Genomic DNA, 20,731 nt, shown 5'->3' on the forward strand with positions numbered 1-20,731 from the left:
TTCTATGGTGTAATGATCATCGTCTGAGGGGGGCTCCATGCGCGATCTCGATCTGGTTCGAGCCGAAATCGACCGTCTGCGCCTTCAGGTCGGGCGGCAGCGTCGCGAAATCGTGCAACTGCGGCGGGCCGGCGTGCCGGCGGCGGCGGCCGAAGCGCTGTTGCAGCGGATGTTGGGAACGCTCGAGGGACTGCGGCAACAACGCGAGCAACTCAAGCTGGAAGAGGCGAGCAGGCTGCCTCCCAGGCAGAGAGGGGCCCGGCACGCATGACATTCCGGCGACAAGGTCGAGCGATCCGCTGCTCGTCGGTATTCAGCTCGCCGAGACGGCCATCGCGGGTCCGCGCCCGGTTATGAGGAGGTCCGCGTCCTTGGCTTGGGCAGCGAGGGCAAAGGTGGGTCGGCGGTCCCGTGCCGCTCGCCAACATGGGGCGTGTGAGCTTCGGGCAATACGATGTCCGGCGGTACGGCCGTCAGCTCTTCCGGAGTGGCCTCGCATGATTTGATCTCGAAATTGTTGTCCAGGATCTTCTCGCCATGCGTGCCGAGCGTGATCAGATCGGCCTGCTCCGCAGCCTCCCAGACCTCGCGCTCGGTGCGAAACGGGCGGGTCATCTGTTCGTCATTCTCAAACAATGCGTAGGGCACGAGCGCCTCCAGATTGCGATCCGCCGACGCAGCGATGCCGTGCCGCCCGACGCCGCCCATCCATTCAAGGCAGGGACGTGCAGACAAACGGCGCTGTGGGCAGGCTGGTTCCACTCAGGCGAGTGCTGAACCCGATCGACCAGATGTGACGATGCGCCCGGCCGCTCAGGCGGAACATGGACGCCAGCGCGAGGTTGCCCGCGGTGCGAATGGCCAGGAGAGTTCAATGGATATCAAGGGAAAGAAGATCGCGATCCTCGCAACCAACGGGTTCGAGCAATCCGAGCTCGAAGTGCCCCGCGATCGCCTCAAGCAGGCGGGCGCGACCGTCGAGATCGTCTCGCTCGCGCTGGGCGAGATCAAGGGATGGAATGAGAAGGATTGGGGACGGCCCGTCAAGGTCGACAAGACGTTGGACCAGGCTTCTGCTGCGGACTACGACGCCGTCGTGCTGCCGGGCGGCCAGATCAATCCGGATCTGTTGCGGCTCGAGCCGAAGGCGCTGCGGTTCATCAAGGAGATCTTCGAAGCCAAGAAGATCGTCGCGGCGGTCTGTCATGCGCCGTGGCTCCTGATCGAGACCGGCATCGCCAAGGGGCGCAAGATGACGTCGTACAAATCGATCAAGACGGACGTTGCCAATGCCGGCGCGCAGTGGCAGGACGCGGAGGTCGTCGTCGATCAAGGCGTGATCACCTCGCGCAATCCCGGCGATCTGGAAGCCTTCAGCGCCAAGATCATCGAGGAGGTCAGGGAAGGCCGCCATCTCAAGCGCAGCGCGGCTTGAAGCTGAGATCGGAAGCCGGGAGAAATCCCGGCTACCTCAGGAGGGACAGGCCCAGCGCCCGAGGGGTCGAACGCTGGGCCGCAGTCCACACGGAGTGCCTCCAGCGAGATGGGGGAACGCCGCCAGAGGCACGGACATGACTCGCGGCGGGCTGGGTCGTTCCTAATTCCTATGTTCGGCCCTTCGCCCGCGTGACGTCGATGATAGCCTCGCAAGGTTCAGTGAGGAATCGGAACTTCGCTGCTCATCCCGGGTTTGCCGCTTTTGACCAGGCCGCGGAGATGCGTCGTGAGCGAGAAGGCAAAAATCCAGGACTACAAATCTCCGGCTGGCGGTTGGGGGTCGGTGCACGCGGTCGCGAGCATCCTCACGCAGGAGGAGGTGACGCTGCTCGGCAGCGAGATCCTGCTGAAACAGAACAAGCTGGGCGGCTTCATGTGCGTCAGCTGCTCCTGGGCCAAGCCGGCAAAGCCGCACCCGTTCGAATTTTGCGAGAATGGCGCCAAGGCGACCGCGTGGGAAATCACCGGCAAGACCGTCGGACCGGAGTTCTTTGCTCGGCACAGTCTGACAGAGTTGCGAGGCTGGTCGGATCATCAGCTCGAAGAGCAGGGGCGTCTCGCTCATCCCATGCGCTACGACGCTGCGGCGGATCGCTATGTTGCCGTGAGCTGGGACGAGGCCTTCCGCGACATCGGGGCGGAGTTGAACAGGCTCGAGCCACGGTCGGTCGTGATGTACACGTCGGGCCGGGCCTCGCTCGAAACGAGCTACATGTATCAGCTGTTCGGCCGGATGTACGGCACCAACAATTTTCCCGACAGCTCCAACATGTGCCACGAGTCGACGTCGGTAGCGCTGCCTGAGGTGATCGGCGTGCCCGTCGGCACGGTGCTGCTGGAGGATTTCGACAAAGCGGATTGCATATTTTTCTTCGGCCAGAACACGACGACGAACTCGCCGCGCATGCTGCATCCGTTGCAGCGGGCGGCGCAACGCGGCGTACCCATCATCACCTTCAACCCGCTGCGCGAGCGGGGGCTGGAGCGCTTCACCGATCCGCAGAACCCGATTCAGATGGTGCTGACCGGCGGGACGCGGATCAGCACGCAATATCATCAGCTGCGCGTCGGCGGAGATGGGGCGGCGCTGCTCGGATTGTGCAAGGCGGTCATCGAGGCGGATGACGCGGCGGTCGCCACGAAGAGCCCGCGTGTGCTGGATGTCGCCTTCATCGAGCAGCACACGTCCGGCTTCGAGGCCTTTGCGACCTTCTGCCGGCAGGCGTCGTGGAGCGATATCGAGCGGTCTTCCGGCCTCGAGCGCGCCGCTATTCTGGAGGCAGCCAAGGTCTACGCGAACTCGCACGCCGTGATCGCCAATTACGGCATGGGAATTACCCAGCATCGGCATGGCGTCGAGACGGCCAAGATGATCGTGAATCTCCTGCTGTTGCGCGGCAATATCGGCAAGCCCGGGGCCGGCATCTCGCCTGTCCGCGGCCATTCCAACGTGCAGGGTCAGCGCACCGTGGGAATCTCCGAGAAGACCAAGCTGGTGCCACTCGACAAACTGGCCGATCTCTATTCCTTCGAGCCGCCGCGATGGGACGGTCTCAGCACGGTGGATGCCTGCCAGGGCATCATCAAGGGCGACGTGAAGGGCTTCATCAGTCTCGGCGGCAACTTCCTGCGCGCCGTCCCGGAACGTTCGCTGATGGAGCCGGCGTGGTCGAAGCTGCGGCTGTCTGTGCAGATCGCAACCAAGCTCAATCGCAGCCACATCGTCGCAGGCGAGGTGACCTATCTGCTGCCGTGCCTCGGCCGCATCGAAATCGACCGGCAGGCCAGCGGAGATCAGGCGGTCTCGATGGAGGACTCCACCACCTGCATTCACGGCTCGCGCGGGCAGCGCCAGCCCGTCGCCGAGACCCTGTTGTCCGAACCAGCCATTGTCGCCGGTCTCGCCAAGGCCACCCTGAAGCCAAATCCGTGCGTCGACTGGGATGCCTGGGTTGGTGACTACGCGCGCGTGAGAGACGCGATCGAGCGGACCTATCCCGAGCAGTTCAAAGATTTCAATAAGCGCCTGTTTGAGCCCGGCGGCTTTCCGCGGCCGCTTGGCGCCCGCGAACGCAAATGGAAGACACCGACCGGCAAGGCGAACTTCACCGTGCCCAGGGCAGCGCTCAATCCGCCGGAGGAAGGCAACGGCGTGTTTCAGCTGATGACCTTGCGCGCCGACGGCCAGTTCAACACCACCATTTACAACGAGGACGACCGGTTTCGCGGCGTCACCGGTGGCCGTCTGATCGTCTTCATGAACGCGAGCGATATGGCCGATCTGGGCGTCAAGCAGGGCGAGCCGGTTCGGCTCTCGACCAAGGCCGATGACGGCGTGGAGCGCTCGCTGGGCGGGCTCCAGGCCGTGGCGTTCGACATTCCGCGCTACAGTGTTGCGGCCTACTACCCCGAATGCAACGGATTGATTCCGCTATGGCACTATGCGGAGGGCAGCAAGGTGCCCGCCGCCAAGTCGATCCCGGTCCGGATCTCGCGCGACATGGCCTGAGCTCTCCGGGGCGGTCAGCCCGCAGCCCGTTGTCGTGCGTCGTCCGGAGCCGCCGTTGCGCAAGGGCTCGTGATCTCCGGCGGGGTCGCGCCGGGGCGGAGCGGGACGACCAGCCGGCACACCAATCCCTCTGGACGCCAGTCGAAGGAGGCGCGCCCACCGAGCTGGCTTTCCACACTGGCCATCAGGCTGCGCGTGCCGAAGCCGCGCGAGGTCGGTGCGCGCACCAAGGGACCGCCGGTTTCAATCCAGATCAGATCCAGGCGCTCATCCTGGATGGTCCATTTGACCGAGAGATGTCCGGAGCGGACCGACAGCGCGCCGTATTTGGCCGAGTTTGTCACCAGCTCGTGCAGCGCCAACGCCAGCGTCTGTGCGGTCGCAGGCTCGAGTTGCAGCTCGGCACCGTCAAAGGCGACCTGGCCGCCCGGTGCATAGGGTGCAAGTTCTTCGGCCACCAACCTGCTTATCTTCGCACCTTCCCAGCTTGATAGCGAGAGGATGGTGTGAACGCGGGCCAGTGCGCTGATGCGCCCCTCTACCGCGTTGACATAGGTCTTCACGCTGTCCGCCTTGGTGAGCCGCACGATCGACTGGGCCAAGGTCAGCGCATTCTTGGCACGATGATCGACCTCGCGGGTCAGCAGGTTCTGTCGTTCCTCGGCGCGCTTGCGCTCGGTGATGTCGATCGTGACCCCGCTGACGCGGATCACGCGGCCGGTCCTGTCGGTGGTCGCCGCGGCCGTTCCGACGCACCACCGCTCTTCGCCATCGGGCCGGTTGATCCGGAATTCAGCCTCATACGACGCCGTGCCGCGGCTGAATTCCGCGACCACCTGGCGGGCGCGCTCGGCATCCTCCCGGTGCAGCAGCGCCATGATGTTCACGGTGTTCAGCTCGAAGTTCTGCGGCGTGACGCCGAAGATGCGGTACTGGCCCTCGTCCCACATCCAGTCGCCATTGACACCGTCCCAGTCCCACGAGCCCATCCTGCCGGCCGCGATCGCCATGCTCCGACGCTGCTCGCTCTCGACGAGCTTTGCTGTCGATCGCTCAAGCTCGGCCGTGCGGGCCCGTACCCGGTCCTCCAGCTCAAGGTTCAGATGTTCCAGCTCGCGTGTCTTGCGATAGAGCTCGGCAAAGACCTTGATTTTGGCGCGCAGCACCTCCGGCACGACGGGAACCGGCACGTAATCGACGGCGCCCATCTCATAACCACGCAGGCGATCGAAGTCGCTTACTTGGATGGCGGAGATGAAGATGATCGCAATCTTCTGGAACCTCGGATGCTCACGGATCATTTGCGCCAGCTCGAAACCGTCGAGCTCAGGCATGCAGACGTCGACGAGGATCACGGCGATCTCGTTCTTCAACAGAATTTCGAGCGCCTCGCGACCAGAGGTGGCGACTACGAGGTTTTCGCCGAGTTCCTTCAGGATGACCTCGTAGGCCAGCAGCTTCGCGGGCTGATCGTCGACCAGGAGGATGTTGACCTTCGCATGTTCCATCATGATGAGCCGTTCAGCGGTGCAGCCACATGCGAATCGCAAGAAGCAGCTGCTCGGTGTTGACGGGTTTTGCCAGATAATCGGAGGCGCCGGCCTCGAGACACTTTTCGCGGTCTCCCTTCATGGCTTTCGCGGTCAACGCGATGATGGGGAGCCGGACGAAGGCGGGGTTTTGCCTGATGACGCCGATCGTCTGATAACCATCCATCTGCGGCATCATGATGTCCATGAGGACGATCGCGATTGCAGGATTGCTCTGCACCAGGTCGATCGCTTCGCTGCCGGTGGTCGCCGTCAGCACTTTCATGCCGCGGCGTTCCAGCACGCTGGAGAGAGCAAAGATGTTGCGGGCGTCGTCGTCGACCAGCAGCACCGTCTTGCCGATCAGATCCTCGTCGGAACTGTTCAGCTTCTCGAGCATGCGCTGCTTCTCGAGCGGCAGTTCCGTAATCACACGGTGCAGGAACAACGACGTCTCGTCGAGCAGCCGCTCCGGCGATTCCACGCCCTTGACGACGATGCTCCGCGCCATCGTATGCAGTTCCGCATCCTCCTCGGCCGACAATTCCCGCCCGGTGAAGACGACCACCGGAACGCTCGACAAGAATTCGTCGGAGCGCAATTGATCGAGGACGTCGAACCCGCTCATGTCGGGCAGCCGCAGATCGAGAACCACGCAATCGCACGGGGCGCTACGCAGCGTATCGAGCGCCGCAGCTCCCGTATCCGCCGCGATGATCTCGATGTCGTCGTGATCCAACAGCTGGCGGATGCTGAGCTGCTCGGCCGCGTTGTCCTCGACGATCAGCAGCCGCTTGCGTCGCGGCTTGGCGTATTCCTTGATCTGCGACAGGGCCGCGCTGACGCCTTCTGTTGTCGTGGGCTTGCTGACAAAGGAGAAGGCGCCACGCGCCAAAGCGTGCTGGCGATCTTCGTCGAGCGTGATGATCTGCACCGGGATGTGCCGCGTCAGCGGATTATGCTTGAGCTGGCTCAGAACGGTCCAGCCGAGCATATCCGGCAGGAAGACGTCCAGAGAGATCGCGGCTGGTTGATACTGCTTGGCGAGATCCAGCGCTTCTGCGCCGCGGCCGGCGATCAGGACCTTGAAGCCCTTATCGCGCGCGAGGTCGATCAGGACGCGCGCGTAGTGTGGATCGTCCTCGACCACGAGCAGGATCGTATCGCCGGGTTCGAGATCGAGACGATCGTCCGGCGGCGGCTCGATCCCGCGCTCCGGCGCGGCCGCTTGCTGCAGGGCTGGAGGTTGAACGTAGGGAACGGGCGATGCGGGACTGACGCGCGGCGTCGTTGCGGGACCTGAATATTTGAGCGGCAGATAGAGCGTGAAGGTGCTGCCTTTGCCGGGGGCGCTCCTGAGATGGATCTCGCCGCCCAGGAGGTTGGCGAGCTCGCGGCTGATCGCGAGCCCGAGACCGGTGCCGCCATATTTGCGGCTCGTGCCGGCATCCGCCTGCTGGAACGCCTCGAAGATCAGCTTCTGCTTGTCTTGCGGAATGCCGATGCCGGTGTCCGAGACCTCGAACGCGATCACGGCCGGCGCAGTGTTGAGCACCGGATGTTCTGCGCTCCATCCGCCGAGCGCCGCAGACACCTTCAAGCGCACCCCTCCTTCGGCGGTGAACTTGAAGGCGTTCGAAAGCAGGTTCTTCAGCACCTGCTGCAAGCGCTTGGAATCCGTGACGATGCTGCGGGCCAGGTTCGGGTCGACGTCGATGTTGAAGGCGAGCAGGCGGTTTTCTGCCTCGTGGCGGAACGGACGTCCCACGGTATCCAGGAGGTTGGTGGTGAGGATCTCCTCGGCATCGACCGTCACGGTGCCGGACTCGATCTTGGAGAGATCGAGGATGTCGCTGATCAGATTGAGCAGATCGGTGCCGGCGCCATGGATGGTGCGGGCGAACTCGACCTGCTTGAGAGTGAGATTGCCGTCCGGATTCTCGGTCAGCTGCTGGCCGAGGATCAGGATGCTGTTGAGCGGCGTGCGCAGCTCGTGCGACATGTTGGCGAGGAACTCGGACTTGTACTTGGATGTCAGCGCGAGTTCGGTCGCCTTTTCCTCGAGCGCGCGGCGGGCCTGCTCGATCTCCTGGTTCTTGCGCTCGACCTCGACGTTGCGCTCGGCGAGCTGTTGCGCCTTCTGCTCGAGCTGTTCGTTGGTCTGCTGCAGCTCGCGCTGCTGGGTCTGAAGCTCCGCGGCGAGCTGCTGCGACTGCTTCAACAGTCCCTCGGTCTGCATCGTGGCTTCGATCGAATTGAGCACGATGCCGATGGAGTCGGTGAGCTGCTCGAGGAACGTCATCTGCGACGTCGTGAATGGGCTGAGCGACGCCAGCTCGATCACCGCCTTGACCTGGTTCTCGAACAACACCGGCAGCACCACGAGGTTCTTCGGGACGGCGCGGAGCAGGGCGGAGCCCACGGGGATGACGTCGGCTGGGATCTCCGAGACCAGCCGCTGGCGTTTGTCGATCGCGCATTGCCCGATGAGGCCCTCGCCGAACTGGACATGCGTCCGGTGAGGATAGATGCCGTCATCGGCGTATGAGGCGAGCAGGCGCAGCTGCGGCGCGGACTCGGTCTCGACCTGATAGATCACACCGCGATGGGCGTTCACCAGCGGCGTTAGCTCGGTCAGCAGCAGGCGGCCGACGGTGGTCAGGTCGCGCTGGCCCTGCAGCATGTTGGTGAACTTGGCGAGGTTCGTCTTGAGCCAGTCCTGCTCGGTGTTGAGGTCGGTGGTGAGCCTCAGATTGGTGATCATCGTATTGATGTTGTCTTTGAGCTCGGCCACCTCGCCGCGGGCATCGACCTGGATGGAGCGGGTGAGATCGCCCTTGGTCACGGCCGTCGCGACCTCGGCGATAGCGCGCACCTGGGACGTCAGATTGGCCGCGAGCAGGTTGACGTTGCCGGTCAGGTCCTTCCACGTGCCGGCCGCGCCGGGCACGTTGGCCTGACCGCCGAGCCTGCCCTCGACGCCGACCTCGCGGGCCACGCTCGTCACCTGGTCGGCGAAGGTCGCCAGCGTCTCCGTCATGTTGTTGATGGTGTCGGCGAGCGCTGCGACCTCGCCCTTCGATTTGACCGTGAGATTCTGCTTGAGATCGCCGTTGGCGACGGCGGTCACGACCTTGACGATGCCGCGGACCTGCTCGGTCAGGTTCGCGGCCATGAAGTTCACGGTATCGGTGAGATCCTTCCAGGTGCCGGCAACGCCCGGCACCTGCGCCTGCCCGCCGAGCTTGCCTTCGGTGCCGACCTCGCGCGCCACGCGCGTCACCTCGCCGGCGAAGGCGTTGAGCTGATCGACCATGGTGTTGATGGTGTTCTTCAGCTCCAGGATTTCGCCCTTCACGTCGACGGTGATCTTGCGCGACAGGTCGCCGCGCGCCACCGCGGTGGTGACCTCTGCGATGTTGCGGACCTGCGTGGTCAGATTGGCCGCGAGCAGGTTGACGTTGTCGGTCAGATCCTTCCAGGTGCCGCCGACGCCGGGCACGACGGCCTGGCCGCCGAGCCGGCCCTCGGTGCCGACCTCGCGCGCGACGCGCGTCACTTCGGCCGCGAACGAGCGCAACTGCTCCACCATCGTGTTCAGGGTGTCCTTGAGCAGCAGGATTTCGCCGCGCACGTCGACCGTGATCTTCTTCGATAGGTCGCCGCCGGCGATGGCGGTCGCGACCTCGGCGATGTTGCGGACCTGCGCGGTCAGGTTCGAGGCCATGAAGTTGACGCTGTCGGTGAGGTCCTTCCAGGTACCAGCGACTTCGGGCACCTCGGCCTGGCCGCCGAGCTTGCCTTCGGTGCCGACCTCACGGGCGACGCGCGTCACTTCGGACGCGAAGGCGTTGAGCTGGTCCACCATCGTGTTGATGGTGTTTTTCAGCTCGAGGATTTCGCCCTTCACGTCCACGGTGATCTTGCGGGAGAGGTCACCGCGCGCCACGGCCGTGGTCACCTCGGCGATGTTGCGGACCTGGGCCGTCAGATTGCCGGCCATCGAGTTGACGCTGTCGGTGAGATCCTTCCAGGTGCCGGCGACGCCGGGGACGTTGGCCTGGCCGCCGAGCCGGCCCTCGGTGCCGACCTCGCGCGCCACGCGCGTCACCTCGCCCGCGAAGCGGTTGAGCTGATCCACCATCGTGTTCAGCGTCTCCTTGAGGCTCAGGATCTCGCCGCGGACGTCCACCGTGATCTTGCGCGACAGGTCGCCGCCGGCGATGGCGGTTGCGACCTCGGCGATGTTGCGCACTTGGGCGGTCAGATTGCCGGCCATCGAGTTGACGCTGTCGGTGAGGTCCTTCCAGGTGCCGGCGACGCCGGGCACCTCGGCCTGGCCGCCGAGCTTGCCGTCGGTGCCGACCTCGCGCGCCACGCGGGTGACTTCGCCAGCAAAGGCGTTGAGCTGGTCGACCATCGTGTTAAGCGTCTCCTTCAGTTGAAGGATCTCGCCGGAGACGTTGACCGTGATCTTCTTCGACAGGTCGCCCTTGGCGACGGCGGTGGCGACCTCCGCGATGTTGCGGACCTGGCCGGTCAGGTTCGAGGCCATCGAGTTGACGCTGTCGGTGAGGTCTTTCCAGGTGCCGGCGACTCCACGCACCATGGCCTGGCCGCCGAGCTTGCCCTCGGTGCCGACCTCGCGCGCCACGCGCGTCACCTCGCCGGCGAAGGCGTTGAGCTGGTCGACCATCGTGTTGATGGTGTCCTTCAGCTCCAGGATCTCGCCCCGCACATCGACGGTGATCTTCTTGGACAGGTCGCCATTGGCGACGGCGGTCGTCACCTCCGCGATGTTGCGGACCTGCGCCGTCAGGTTCGACGCCATCGAGTTGACGCTCTCGGTGAGATCCTTCCAGGTGCCGGCAACGCCGAGCACGTTGGCCTGGCCGCCGAGCCGACCGTCGGTGCCGACCTCGCGCGCGACGCGCGTGACCTCGCCGGCGAACGCGTTGAGCTGGTCGACCATCGTGTTCAGCGTTTCCTTCAGCTGAAGGATCTCGCCGGAGACGTTGACCGTGATCTTCTTTGATAGATCGCCGCTGGCGATGGCGGTCGCGACGTCGGCGATGTTGCGGACCTGGGCCGTCAGGTTCGACGCCATGAAGTTCACGTTGTCGGTGAGATCCTTCCAGGTGCCGGCAACGCCCGGCACCTGCGCCTGACCGCCGAGCTTGCCCTCGGTGCCGACCTCGCGCGCCACGCGCGTCACCTCGGAGGCGAAGGCGTTGAGCTGGTCGACCATCGTGTTGATGGTGTCCTTCAGCTCCAGGATCTCGCCGCGCACGTCGACCGTGATCTTGCGTGACAGGTCGCCGCGAGCGACCGCAGTGGTGACGTTGGCAATGTTGCGGACCTGAGCGGTGAGGTTGCCGCACATCGCGTTGACGGAGTCGGTGAGGTCCTTCCAGGTGCCGGCAACGCCGGGAACGATCGCCTGGCCGCCGAGCTTGCCGTCGGTGCCGACCTCGCGCGCCACGCGCGTCACCTCAGAGGCGAACGAGCGCAACTGATCGACCATCGTGTTGATGGCTTCCTTCAGCTGCAGGATCTCGCCGCGCACGTCGACGGTGATCTTCTTCGACAGGTCGCCATTGGCCACCGCGATCGTCACCTCCGCGATGTTGCGGACCTGGCCGGTGAGGTTGTTGGCCATCGAGTTGACGCTCTCGGTCAGGTCCTTCCAGACGCCCGTGACCTCGGGAACCTGGGCTTGGCCGCCGAGCTTGCCCTCGGTGCCGACCTCGCGCGCCACGCGCGTCACCTCGGAGGTGAAGACGCTGAGCTGCTTGATCATCGTGTTGACGATGGTCGCCGACTGCAGGAACTCGCCGCCCAGAGGCCGCCCATCGACGTCCAGCTTCACGGTCTGCAGGAGGTCGCCTTGGGCCACGGCGGCGACCGCGCGCGTCACCTCGCGGGTGGGCCATAGAAGATCGTCGATCAACGTGTTGATCGAGCTCTCCATGTCCGCCCAGGAGCCGCTGGCAATGCCGAATCGCACGCGCTGGCGCGTCTTTCCCTCCCGTCCCACGACCTGGCCGACGCGTTCGAGCTGCTGCGCCATCCGCTCGTTGGCTGCAATGATCTCGTTGAACGTGTCGGCGATCTTGCCGTCAATGCCGAGATAGTCGCCGCTCATGCGCACGGAGAAATCTCCGGAACGCATCGCCTGGAGGACACGGAGCAGATCCTGGCTGGCATCGGCCGCCTCGGCTCCGTTGCCTTGGCGACCAAACCCTTGGCGCAGGGGCATCGGACCGGCAGCAGAATCGACATCGCTCATCAAGTTCCCCCGTGGCAGACCGCCTGCCAGCAAGAATCCGAGATTCGTATAGCCGGCGGCATACAAGCCGCCGCAACTATCCAAATCAAGCCGGGACGCCGATTTCTCAGGCTTATGGAACCGGCTTCTGCTGGCACAAGCACCTCAACTCTCCTCCAGCAAAAGGGTTCCAAAGGATTTAACTGCCAACGAGGACGGCCATTTCCATGGACCAACGAAGAGACGCCGTCGGAGAACCGCGGGTCGAGATCGGTAGCTCAGTCGCCGCGATGGCCTCCGAAGGCACGATGGGGAATGGGGCGGGAGACAGGAGGAGGTCGGATGGCGCTGCAATGCGCGCCATGTTCCATCGAGCGCAGGGCGAATATTAATATCATGTAACAGAGTTGCACCGCTCCGCCGCGTCTACCAACTCATTGGGATGAAACAATCAGATCTTTTCAGAGAGAACGCAGACAACTGTCTTCAGCTCGCGGAGCGCGCCGACGGAGAGCCGGCGTTCCGGCGCTATCAACGGATGGCCCAGGGCTGGAACGCCCTCGCCCTCCAGCAGGATTGGCTCGATGGCGAGATTGCGCCGCTCGGAGAGCCCCGGACTGCGCTGCCCAAGTAACAAATCCGAATGGAGGAGCGTCACATGACAGCCCGCACCGTTCTCATTGCACTGCTGACGGCCTTCGGCCTGGCATCGGCCGTCGCCGCGTTCACGACGATCCGCCAGGTGCATACGGAAGCGTATTCGCTGCCGCAGCCCATCACCCGCATCTGAACCAGCGGCAGCATCAAAGCTGCCGATCCGCCCGAGGATCCATAGACCTGTCCATCGGCGTAGCTCGCGTTTGCAGCCGCCAATTGTACATGGATCGATCCGAGCTCCGCCGGTACGGCCCAGCGGGGTCTGGCCGCCGCGCGTCCAGCGTCTCCATTTCAGCTCCGCCGGAGACCTGAAGCGGGGTCCAGGTCGGCCGGGAGCGACGGCGTTACGAGTACCCTTCGGCCCGGCTGCTTGGCCAACGACTTTACGTAGTTCGTTGGCTGATCCCGGCTTGAGGTGAGGGCAGGCGGCCTTGATGATCCAGAACGGGGCATGAATGTTGGCCTTCATGGTTGCATCGAAATCTTCGGAAGAGACGTCCCGGATCGACTGACGCGTCTGCTGCCGCGACGATGTCGAGTCCGCCGAGCGCTTCGATGGCCTGTTGCACCAGCCGCCGGCAGAACTCCTCGTCGCGCAGGTCGCCAGTGATGGCGACGGCCTTCCGCCCTCCCGCCCGGATCAAGGCGATGACCTCCTGCGCATCCGGCTCTTCGGTTGGGTCGTCGCTCGGCGCGTTTCGGCGAGGGCGTCAGTGCGTCCCATGCAGCAGTCGCTCCCCGGTGATCAGCGCCTTGCGCCGGCGAGGGCCTCCGAACTGCGCTGAGCCGGGTGACGCGGTCGATTCTGCGACGTGTTGGCTCAAGGAGGGAACGAACAGGCGTAGCCGGCGTCGTTACGGCGCGAACCGCGGCCGCGTCGGCGCTACCCAGCTCGGCGCGCTTGGATCACCGACAGAAGGAGCTATCCGATGACGCAGCCAAGCCAAGGCATTGTCAGGACTGAACGCGGCGAGGACCAGCCCGCCGACAAGGAGCGTGCGCAGCGGGTGCATCAGACTACATCGCCGGATGCGCCCTCGCGCGAGGCGACGCGGCATCCTTCTCAGGATCGCAAGCAACACAGCGGAGACTTGGATTCGGACTGAGCGTCCGGCGGGACTTGAGAACAGCCGGTGACGGTCGAACGTTGCCGATCCATTGGCATGGGAGGATCACATGACATCGATGCTCGATGAACGCGAATATGGCAACCTGATTGGAAGCGACAAGGTCGAAGGCACGGCCGTCTATGGCGCCGACGACACCAAGATCGGCACCATCGAACGCGTGATGATCGACAAGCTGAGCGGGCGGGTCTCGTATGCCGTCCTGGGCTTCGGTGGTTTCCTCGGGCTTGGCAATGACCACTACCCGTTGCCCTGGCAATCCCTGAAGTACGACACGCGACTCGGCGGCTACGTTACCGGCGTGACCGAGAATCAGCTGCGAGGTGCGCCGAAATATTCCGACGAGCGTGAGTGGGACTGGGGCGATGCCGGAGCGGGGCGCAAGGTCGACGACTATTACGGCGTCCAACTCGCTTAGGACCGCCGAACCCGTTCATTGCGCTGTCCAGGCCGTTGACGAACCTCGCACGTCGCGGCCATGTCAGCGCTCCCCGATGAAATCTCAGGCGGCCGGCGGCTGAGCGCTGTTTTCGGCCGCCGATCCAGCCATCATGCTGCGGCGGCTCGACAGCCAGATCGGAATCTCGCGGTAGCAGGTGCCTTTTTCATTCATCTCTGCGACCGTCCACCGGCTCGGATGCCGTTCCTTGCCGACGAAGACCCAGTCGTCGGCGGCAGGTGGCGGCTCATTCGGCCTCGTCCTCAGCCATGCCGAACGGGCTCCTTTCGGCAAGCGATCCTGCTTCATCTGATAGAGATCATATACTGGTGAACGCATGACGCTACTCGTCCTCAAGCAACCGCAATTCTCAACACCCTCAGCGTGTCGCGTGGTCGCGGCGGAATTGTGGGAGCGACGCGGCCAGGCTGTGCAAAAGCACGATCAAGCCTGTGATGGACGGTCTCTGCCATATTCTTCGCATGACACGCGTATCGCTGCGAAAAAGGCGACGCGCGGGGCCGTTCAATAACCCCGCGAGCCGGGACCGGCGCCGATTGCGTCCGGCAATGAAGAGTAGGCAGCCCGCGACCGGCGGACTGATCAAATCAGAAGAAAGCGTAGCTGAGATCGAGACCGTAGGTGGCGTGGAGAATGAAGCCAAACGCCGTGGCGCCGCAGAGCATCAGGATCGTGCGCAGCTTCTCGGAGTCGATACGGGTCTCTTCGAGATGGGTCGGGAGAGCCTTGATGAGTGTTGTCATTGTGGGACCTCTGTACGCGAAACGAAGACGGAGAGTGAGTTATGAAAAGTATATCTGAGGTTGTTAGATCCCGTTCTGGGGAGGTGGTTTTTGTAGAGTCCCAGAAGAGTTCTAATTGTGAAAGAGGAACCCAGCATCGTGCAGTTTTTGGGGCAAAGTTGCGGAAAGTAAATGATCAGTAAATTAAATCTGAGGTTGATATTAGTTGCGTACAGTATTGTTGCACGTCTTGGCTGCTGAAAGAAGTTGCCAAGTTGCGGCGACGCGGCGCCGCACGTTTTTAAGCTTAATTCCATCGGGGAAGCGGTTTGAGTGTTCTCAGCCTGTGCGGCCCGCTGCCGATGAGCAGTGTCCGAGCCACGACGCCAATGCGGTTGCAAAAGCAACTCGAAGTATAGAGGCGGCTCACCTCGACCTCGGCCAATTTGTGACGCGGCGTTAACGGCTATGGCAATGTCGCCACTCGCTCGCCGGCTTCTTTAGCATGACTGGTATCATGTGAGTGGTGACGACGGAAGCCGTTCGCTGAAATCTCGCAGGTGGGTGTGCTCATCAAACAACAGCCGCATAATCATCGAGCAGGGATCGCACGGGCGTCTCGTGTCGAGCCCAGTTGAGGCGCCAGCGTGATGGGCAGTTCGTGGATGATGATGGAGGAAGCGCGCGTGGCATGCCCGCCCTCCGGTGACGGCCTGGACGGATGCTGCGCGTTCCGATCACCGGTCCCATCTCAGTACCGGGATGTCCCGACCGGCCGCCAATCCTCCTGATGCGAAGCGGATGACGCCGCAGGCGAATGGGAGCCGGGCCGCGCCCGCGATCCTCCAGCATCCCGCATGATGGGCCCCTGAGGTGGGTGCGGCAATTCGGATACACCAACCATCAACGGTATTTTCGTGTGTTTCTGCACGTTGCAATTCATTTGGCGGTATGTCAGCAGGTAACTTGTTAGGGCGAACGGCCCGCCCGGGCTGCCAGCATGACGCGTGCAAAGGTTTTAGAGTACCGTTCGGACATCGATTGGCTGCGCGCCGTCGCCGTGATTTCGGTCATTGGATTTCATTACGAGTTGCCAGGCTTTGGCGGGGGGTTTGTCGGGGTCGATATCTTCTTCGTCATCTCCGGCTATGTGATCTCCCGTCTCATCTGGACCGGCATTCAATCCAATTCCTTTTCGTTCATCGCCTTCTACGAACGAAGGGCGCGGCGCCTGCTTCCGGCGCTCTATCTGATGATCGTCGTCACCGGGATGGTCGCGTGGTTCTTGACGCCTCCTGGCGACTACCGGATGTTCTTCGGAAGCGCGATCTCCACGGTTCTGTTTTCGTCAAACGTCTTCTTCTGGTCGCAGACCGGCTATTTCGATCTGCCAACGATCGGGAAGATTCTGATCCACACCTGGTCATTGTCGGTGGAGGAGCAGTTCTATTTCCTGTTTCCGGTCGTGACATGGCTCTGGAGCCGGCTGTTTCCCGACCCAACGTCGAAGCCGTCACTCGGGCTGGTCATCCTCGGAACGGTCGCGCTGTGTGTGCTCGACGAGCTTTGGATCAAGCAATCGCCCTCGACCGCCTTCTACATCGCCCCGCTGCGGGCCTGGGAGTTCTTGATCGGAAGCATTGCGTTTTTCCTGCATCGATGGTCACCGGTCAGAGGCGAGACGCGCCTGGCCTTCGCGGCCTTGGGCTTGGTCTCCATGCTGCTCGCCGTGGTCACCTTCCGCGCAGAGACCCGCTTCCCGGGATTGCACGCGCTGATCCCCTGTGTCGGTGCTGCGGTCTACATCGTCGCGTTCAATCAGGAGGAGGGCAGACCCAGGCTGCCATTCAGCGAGATCGGAGCATTCCTCGGTCGTCTGTCCTATTCGCTCTATCTTTGGCACTGGCCGGTTTTCGTCCTCGGCAGGGCCGCGCTGCCGCTGGATGTTGCGACCTCAGCCGCCGCTACAGCTGGACTCCTACTGTGCTCGCTGCTGCTGGCCTATTTCTCCTATGTCATCGTCGAGCGGCCGGCGCGCGCGCGAACCGTGTGGGTCGGCGTGCGTGGCTCACCGGTGATCGCGGGCGTTGCCGCCGTCCTGGTTGCGGTCGGAGTTCACGGCGTCGCGCATGACGGCTACGCCGATCGCTTCCCGCAATCACAGGCGCGAATGCTCCGGTACGATTCCCGGACGATGGAGCCGTTCTATCGGGCGCATAGCTGCTTCTTGCAGCCCGATGAGCCGGCATCGGCCTACGATTTCGAGGCGTGCCTGAAGCCGGCTGCAAACAAGCGCAACATTCTGCTCGCCGGCGACAGCCTTGCCGCGCATTATGCCTGGGCGTTGCGCAGCTACCTATCGTCCGATGCCTACCATCTTCTGCAGCTCACGTCAGGGGGCTGCCCGCCGTTTGTCGAGCTCAAGCTGCGCAGCTCGCGAAACTGTAACGACGTCAATCAGCTGCTACGCGATCAGATCAGGGCGCACCGCTTTGACGCCATCATTCTTTCCGGCAATTGGCGCGCCTATCTCGAAACTTATGGCCAGCCCCCCGCACGGCGCGTCGACGGTTATTTGAACGCGCTGCTGGCGGTCGCTCAGGAAACGGGAGTTCCAGTTCTGCTCCTCGGTCCCTCGATCGAGTTTCCAGCTCCCTTGGCGTCGACGTTGTTCAACCATGAGCAGACGCACGTCCCGATCGGCAATTCGCTGATGCCGAAAGATGCGTCGTTCGAGGCGGACGATCGTCTGCGAGAGATCGCCCGCGCGTATCCGCTCGTTCAATACGTTTCCATTCTCGGCACGATTTGCAGCAAGAGGCGTTGTCCGCTGACGATCGACGCGGAAACACCGATCGTTTGGGATACCATCCATTTCACCCCGGAAGGCTCGAGGTTCGTCGTCTCGCAACTCGCTCCGCAACTGGATGCATTCTTGCAGAGACTGGAGCAGCCCTCCGGGGCCGGGACGAACGAGATCCTGGCGGGTGACGGCCCGACGGCAACCCGGAACCCCGCTCCGTCCCGGATTCAATGATGGGAAGCGACCGAGCACGGGACCTGCGGGAGCCATGAACTTCGGCGAGTGTCGTGCGTTCCCCTGCCGTTGATGTCGGACGTTGCCTTCGCGCGGCCGTGAAAGTGGTCCAACGTCATCGGTTTCTCAAGCCGTTCGGGACGACACACATGAATCCGATCATCAAGGCGATGGCAGTGCTTGCGTGCGCCGCCTGCTGGAGCACCGCCGCGACAGCCCAATCGGTGCGCTGGAACACCTACAGGATCCCGGAGACCGGCACCTCGGTCGACATTCCGGTCTCGATCTTCAGGGACACGGCGGGCCAACCCGAGGGCTACGGCCAACGCTTCCAGACTGCCGACGGCCGCGCCAATCTGACCGTGCAGTCGATATCCAACAACGCGCAGGAGTCACCTGCGCGGTTCCTCGCCAGGAAGAACCCGCCGCCGAACATCCAATACAAGCGCGTCACCTCGCGCTTCTTCGCGGTGTCGAGCTATAAGGGCGACTACGTCTGGTACAATCGCTGCAACTTCGTTGGGGGCTATGTGCACTGCGTGCTGATCAACTATCCCCGGGCCTGGGAACGCGATTGGGACGGCATCGTCACCCGTATCAGCCTGTCGCTGAACCGGAGCTGAGCGGGGCGCCTTTAACGAAGTCTTCGGCTGGCGGCTTTGATCCACCTCAATGATGCCCTCGGGCTCCTCTGAATAAGCTTCGGCTTCATTTCAGCCGCCGCTTACAGACGAGCCAGCCCTACATGGCCGCAGCGTCCTTCACCGTACGAGCCCAAAGCGCCAGCGCGATCGCCACCATCAGGTGCCGCAGCGCGCAGGACGCGCTGCTTACGGCCAACGCCTATCTGCGTCTCGGCGCCGCCTGCGTCAGCATTGAAACGCCGGGCGGACAAAGCATGAGCCCGGATCGGCTCGATGCGTTGCTCAACGAGGCCGGTGGGCGCATCGGCTTGTGAAGCCGGACGGTCCAGCGGCCACCAATTTTCCCTGACGTGATCGTGGCGCCTGCGGAGTGGGCTTCTGAGAGCCTGTCCAGGTCAAGACGAGGACGCCTCCATGCGGTCGTCGGGCAGCGCCGTCGGCCACGAGACGTCCGAGATGTAGGGACCGTACAGAACGTCCTGGCGCCGCTGGTAGATGATCGTGAGGGCAACAACGGCAATGAAACAGATTGCAGTCAGAATGGCCAATTCAAACATGATGCAACTCCATCGCCCCAGACGTGGCGGATGAAGGGCGCCGGCGTCAAATGGAAGCCGGCGTTAAGCTGAAGAGGAAAGCTTAATGCGCGCGGTTCATCCTGCGTCGCAGGCTGCAGGCGAACAGCTAAAGCAGAACCGCTGGGCCCGCGCGGCGGAATCGCAGATCGCGAGTCCTGCCGTTTGGAGCGTACTACTCAGCGACGGTCGATTGATCGGTATCGAGCTCTGGAAACATCGCCCGGCAGCTCAGGCAATAGGACTCGAAAATGAAGCTCAGCAACGTGGACATCGGTAAACCCCATCAGTCGACGTGATGCTCGGCAACATGCCGGGGGTCTGTTTCAAGACGACTTCGTGCGCCCAGCGAAGTGGTTTCGATCGGAGCCAGGAAAGCTTCGCGGTCATAGGACATGGGCGCGCGCACGCTCCTGAAGATGAAGTTGTTGCAATAGTCCTTCCGCTTCCAGAACCATTCGCCATCGGCGCGCTGATGGATTTCCGGGTCGAAGGCAGACAACGGAAGCAATCTCCCGCGGCTCAGGAATTGGCCCTGATAGCCGAGACCCCGCAGGAACAAGAATGTCTCCTTCACCCTGTCGAGCGTCGCCAGGCGGCGGTCGCACTCGACCACGATCAACGGCCGGCATCGGCGCAAGGTGCGCTCGGCGCCGCGCAGCACGTCGAGTTCGGCGCCCTCGACGTCGATCTTGATCGCAGAGACGTTTCCGGTGTCAGGGAGATAGTCGTCCAGCGACGTCGTCTGCACCTGGATCGCCCTCGAGGTCTCGGCGGGCCGGAGCAGCGAGGCCCCGGGCTGATGCCCCTCGGGAACGAACAGGGTTTTCCTGCTGGAGCACGAATAGACGGCGCGCGGTTCGACCACGACATTGTCGAGCGAGAACCGGGAACAGAGCCGCGCCAATCGCTCGGCAAGATCCGGCTGGGGCTCGAAGGCGACGACCCGCCCCGGCGCCGACCACCGTGCCAGCCAGTAGAGAAAACTGCCCTTGTTGGCGCCGATGTCGCAAACGATGTCGCCGCGCCGGATGTGACGCCGCAACTCGGACAGCTCCGTCTTGTGGTCGCGGAATCGGGACCGCAGGATTCTGACCAGAAACCGGGATGCCTCATGCTTCGCCAACCTAGCCTCCCAACGCCATGGCCACGCGCCCGGCAAACGAAGGCAAGCCTAGTGGCGCACGCCCTGTCGCTCACGGCGATGCTTCGAAATGAACGAGCGGCGGGGCGCCACGATGGCGCTGGCGTGGCGATTGGCGATCCCAGCAGGACTCGAACCTGCAACCCGCGGAGTAGAAATCCGCTACTCTATCCAGTTGAGCTATGGGACCGTCGTCGCGAGACGAGCATCGCCGGGTGACCATCCCAAGATGAACGTCCGGAGGATGAGCGTCATGGGATGGGTGCCGGAGGGCGACGTCCGGCCAGCGCGCTTTCCATAGCACGGGTCATATGAAAAATCTTCCGTTTCGCCAAGAGCGGCCGAACCCGACGGAGGCCCGGGGAGACCAAGCGGAGGCGGAGGTGGGTCTATCGCCCCATTTGCGCGTCAGCGGCGTCGGATCAGCGGCCGCCGCGGCTTGTCTGTATGCCATGTCCCGTGAATTGCCCGTCGATGAACAGATTTTCCTGTCGCATGTGCATGCCGATGATCGCGCCTGCGACGGGCCGCTCAGCGGTCCACTGCAACCTTTGCCATCAGT

15 protein-coding genes, 1 tRNA gene and 1 pseudogene are annotated in these 20,731 nt (G+C 63.3%); 8 read left to right on the forward strand and 9 right to left on the reverse strand.

Features of this window, described 5'->3' with window-relative positions:
• Positions 1-37: 37 nt before the first annotated feature.
• Positions 38-271 (forward strand): hypothetical protein, encoded by a 234-nt coding sequence (locus tag QX128_RS00775; RefSeq protein WP_315799892.1) that lies wholly within the window; start codon positions 38-40, stop codon positions 269-271.
• A gap of 80 nt (positions 272-351) precedes the next feature.
• Here the strand turns inward: QX128_RS00775 and QX128_RS00780 are convergent, their stop codons facing one another.
• Positions 352-708 (reverse strand): hypothetical protein, encoded by a 357-nt coding sequence (locus tag QX128_RS00780; protein ID WP_316236440.1) that lies wholly within the window; start codon positions 706-708, stop codon positions 352-354.
• 166 nt (positions 709-874) lie between these two features.
• On the opposite strand from QX128_RS00780, the gene QX128_RS00785 reads away from it, so the two are divergent.
• On the forward strand, positions 875-1,435 hold the full coding sequence (locus QX128_RS00785; RefSeq protein ID WP_315799894.1) for a type 1 glutamine amidotransferase domain-containing protein: 561 nt from the start codon (positions 875-877) through the stop codon (positions 1,433-1,435).
• A 288-nt stretch (positions 1,436-1,723) separates the two neighbouring features.
• On the forward strand, positions 1,724-4,006 hold the full coding sequence (locus QX128_RS00790) for an FdhF/YdeP family oxidoreductase (RefSeq protein WP_316236441.1): 2,283 nt from the start codon (positions 1,724-1,726) through the stop codon (positions 4,004-4,006).
• A 14-nt stretch (positions 4,007-4,020) separates the two neighbouring features.
• Here QX128_RS00790 and QX128_RS00795 read toward each other — a convergent pair whose 3' ends face one another.
• A complete protein-coding gene (locus QX128_RS00795) occupies positions 4,021-5,514 on the reverse strand; it encodes an HWE histidine kinase domain-containing protein (protein WP_316236699.1) in 1,494 nt (497 codons plus the stop codon).
• A gap of 13 nt (positions 5,515-5,527) precedes the next feature.
• Positions 5,528-11,707 (reverse strand): HAMP domain-containing protein, encoded by a 6,180-nt coding sequence (locus tag QX128_RS00800; RefSeq protein ID WP_316236700.1) that lies wholly within the window; start codon positions 11,705-11,707, stop codon positions 5,528-5,530.
• 538 nt (positions 11,708-12,245) lie between these two features.
• Here QX128_RS00800 and QX128_RS00805 point away from each other — a divergent pair.
• Positions 12,246-12,437, forward strand: coding sequence for a hypothetical protein (locus tag QX128_RS00805; RefSeq protein WP_315799896.1), 192 nt, complete (start codon positions 12,246-12,248; stop codon positions 12,435-12,437).
• A 170-nt stretch (positions 12,438-12,607) separates the two neighbouring features.
• On the opposite strand, the pseudogene QX128_RS00810 reads toward QX128_RS00805, so the two are convergent.
• Positions 12,608-13,260, reverse strand: a pseudogene (locus QX128_RS00810) (SDR family oxidoreductase); the annotation flags it as partial.
• Positions 13,261-13,636: 376 nt separating this feature from the next.
• Here QX128_RS00810 and QX128_RS00815 point away from each other — a divergent pair.
• Positions 13,637-14,005 (forward strand): PRC-barrel domain-containing protein, encoded by a 369-nt coding sequence (locus QX128_RS00815; protein WP_315738064.1) that lies wholly within the window; start codon positions 13,637-13,639, stop codon positions 14,003-14,005.
• Positions 14,006-14,089: 84 nt separating this feature from the next.
• Here the strand turns inward: QX128_RS00815 and QX128_RS00820 are convergent, their stop codons facing one another.
• Entirely contained in the window at positions 14,090-14,365 is a 276-nt protein-coding gene (locus QX128_RS00820) for a hypothetical protein (RefSeq protein WP_315799898.1), read from the reverse strand.
• A gap of 269 nt (positions 14,366-14,634) precedes the next feature.
• Positions 14,635-14,790 carry a hypothetical protein gene (locus QX128_RS00825; RefSeq protein ID WP_315738062.1) on the reverse strand — a complete coding sequence of 52 codons (156 nt, stop codon included), beginning with the start codon at positions 14,788-14,790 and terminating at the stop codon, positions 14,635-14,637.
• Positions 14,791-15,769: 979 nt separating this feature from the next.
• On the opposite strand from QX128_RS00825, the gene QX128_RS00830 reads away from it, so the two are divergent.
• The 3 genes from QX128_RS00830 (at position 15,770) to QX128_RS00840 (ending at position 18,764) form a co-directional block, all read left to right on the forward strand.
• On the forward strand, positions 15,770-17,806 hold the full coding sequence (locus tag QX128_RS00830) for an acyltransferase family protein (RefSeq protein ID WP_316236442.1): 2,037 nt from the start codon (positions 15,770-15,772) through the stop codon (positions 17,804-17,806).
• A gap of 149 nt (positions 17,807-17,955) precedes the next feature.
• The gene (locus QX128_RS00835) at positions 17,956-18,429 is read left to right on the forward strand and encodes a hypothetical protein (RefSeq protein ID WP_315799900.1); all 474 of its coding nucleotides are present in this window, start codon (positions 17,956-17,958) and stop codon (positions 18,427-18,429) included.
• Positions 18,430-18,551: 122 nt separating this feature from the next.
• Complete coding sequence (locus QX128_RS00840) at positions 18,552-18,764, forward strand: hypothetical protein (RefSeq protein WP_315799901.1); 213 nt, start codon at positions 18,552-18,554, stop codon at positions 18,762-18,764.
• A gap of 81 nt (positions 18,765-18,845) precedes the next feature.
• Here QX128_RS00840 and QX128_RS00845 read toward each other — a convergent pair whose 3' ends face one another.
• From QX128_RS00845 to QX128_RS00855, 3 genes are all read right to left on the reverse strand, one after another.
• Positions 18,846-19,007 (reverse strand): hypothetical protein, encoded by a 162-nt coding sequence (locus QX128_RS00845; protein ID WP_315799902.1) that lies wholly within the window; start codon positions 19,005-19,007, stop codon positions 18,846-18,848.
• A 304-nt stretch (positions 19,008-19,311) separates the two neighbouring features.
• Entirely contained in the window at positions 19,312-20,151 is an 840-nt protein-coding gene (locus tag QX128_RS00850; RefSeq protein ID WP_316178951.1) for an FkbM family methyltransferase, read from the reverse strand.
• A gap of 131 nt (positions 20,152-20,282) precedes the next feature.
• Positions 20,283-20,359: transfer RNA gene (locus QX128_RS00855), tRNA-Arg, on the reverse strand.
• Positions 20,360-20,731 lie beyond the last annotated feature (372 nt).

Source organism: Bradyrhizobium sp. SZCCHNR1015, assembly GCF_032489875.1.
In the GTDB taxonomy this organism is placed as follows: domain Bacteria; phylum Pseudomonadota; class Alphaproteobacteria; order Rhizobiales; family Xanthobacteraceae; genus Bradyrhizobium.